1 protein-coding gene is annotated in these 1,884 nt (G+C 65.2%); it reads right to left on the bottom strand.

The genetic code is table 11. The annotated features are described in order from the left end of the window. Window positions 1-247: 247 nt before the first annotated feature. On the bottom strand, window positions 248-1,884 hold a 1,637-nt coding region (gene ilvD, locus VDP82_RS17615; protein ID WP_323016117.1), incomplete at its 5' end, for a dihydroxy-acid dehydratase.

Genomic DNA, 1,884 nt, shown 5'->3' with positions numbered 1-1,884 from the left:
AGGCCGGAATGACACCGTGGCTGGGGGCAAGGCCATAGCCACAAGCCGCCATGGGTGGCGCCAGTAGGCGCTTTGCGCCACTATCATATTGATTTTACTGTGAAAATTTGGGTCGGCCCGATAGGGAGGGTGGAATCCCCGCTATCGAGCCTGACCAATCCAGCCCATCTTGGCAGAGGGCTGGGTGGCTGCGTCAGCCTCTAGCATGGAGCAGGCGGGCCGTCGAGCCCGCCGGCGCCGATTTGGCTCAATCGTCCAGCCGGCTGAGATCGCGCACCGCGCCCCTGGCGGCGGAAGTGACGAAGGCGGCATAGGCGCGCAGCGCGTCGGTGACGTGGCGCTCGCGCTTCTGGGCCGGCTTCCAGCCCTTCTGGTCCTGCTCGGCGCGGCGGCGGGCCATTTCAGCCTCCGGCACCAGCACGTTGATGGTGCGGCTGGGAATGTCGATCTCGATCATGTCCCCCTCCTGCACCAGGCCAATGGCCCCGCCCTCGGCCGCTTCGGGCGAGACATGGCCGATGGAGAGCCCCGAGGTGCCGCCCGAAAAGCGTCCGTCGGTCAACAGCGCGCAGGCCGCGCCCAGCCCCTTGGATTTGAGGTAGCTGGTGGGGTAGAGCATTTCCTGCATGCCGGGGCCGCCGCGCGGACCTTCATAGCGGATGACGACCACGTCGCCCGCCTTGATCTGATTGGCCAAAATGGCCCTGACCGTCGCGTCCTGGCTCTCGAACACCCGCGCCGGGCCAGTGAATTTGAGGATGGAATCGTCTACGCCCGCCGTCTTCACGATGCAGCCGTCGAGCGCAATATTGCCCTTGAGCACGGCCAGCCCGCCATCCTTGGAGAAAGGATGCTCGGGCGAGCGGATGACCCCGTTCTGGCGGTCGAGGTCGAGCTCGGCCCAGCGATTGGCCTGGCTGAAGGCCTGGGTGGTGCGCACCCCGCCCGGGGCGGCCATGTAGAACTGGCGCACGCTTTCCGAATTGGTGCGCGAGACGTCCCACTTGTCCAGCGCATCGCCCATGGTGGCCGAGTGGATGGTAGGCGAATTGCGGTTGATGAGATCGGCGCGGTCCAACTGGCCCAGAATGGCCATGATGCCGCCGGCGCGGTGCACGTCTTCCATATGCACATCGGCCTTGGCCGGCGCCACCTTGGACAGCACCGGCACGCGCCGGCTCAGCGCGTCGATATCGTCCATGGTGAAATCCACCCCGCCTTCATGGGCGGCGGCCAGGATATGCAGCACCGTATTGGTCGAGCCGCCCATGGCGATATCGAGCGCCATGGCGTTCTCGAACGCTGCCTTGGTGGCGATGGCGCGCGGCAGCACGCTTTCGTCGTCCTGCTCGTAATAGCGCCGCGCCAGGTCGACGATCAGGTGCCCCGCTTCCTGGAACAGGCGCTTGCGGTCGGCATGGGTGGCCAGGGTCGAGCCATTTCCCGGCAGCGACAGGCCCAGCGCCTCGGTGAGGCAGTTCATCGAATTGGCGGTGAACATGCCCGAGCAGGAGCCGCAGGTGGGGCAGGCATTCTCCTCCACCGCCTGCACATCCTCGTCCGAATAATGATCGTCGGCGGCCATGACCATGGCGTCGACCAGGTCGAGCGCCTGCAATTTGCCCTGCACGATGGTCTTGCCCGCCTCCATGGGGCCCCCGGACACGAACACCACCGGAATATTGACGCGCATGGCGGCGTTCAGCATGCCCGGGGTGATCTTGTCGCAATTGGAAATGCACACCATGGCGTCGGCGCAATGCGCATTGACCATGTATTCCACCGAATCCGCGATGATGTCGCGGCTGGGCAGCGAATAGAGCATGCCGTCATGGCCCATGGCGATGCCGTCATCCACCGCGATGGTGTTGAACTCCTTGGCGA

The sequence above is a fragment of the Devosia sp. genome, from assembly GCF_034675085.1.
Classification (GTDB): Bacteria; Pseudomonadota; Alphaproteobacteria; order Rhizobiales; family Devosiaceae; genus Devosia.
Note: the sequence above shows the minus strand (reverse complement) of the source record. Positions and strands in the feature narration are given on the sequence as shown.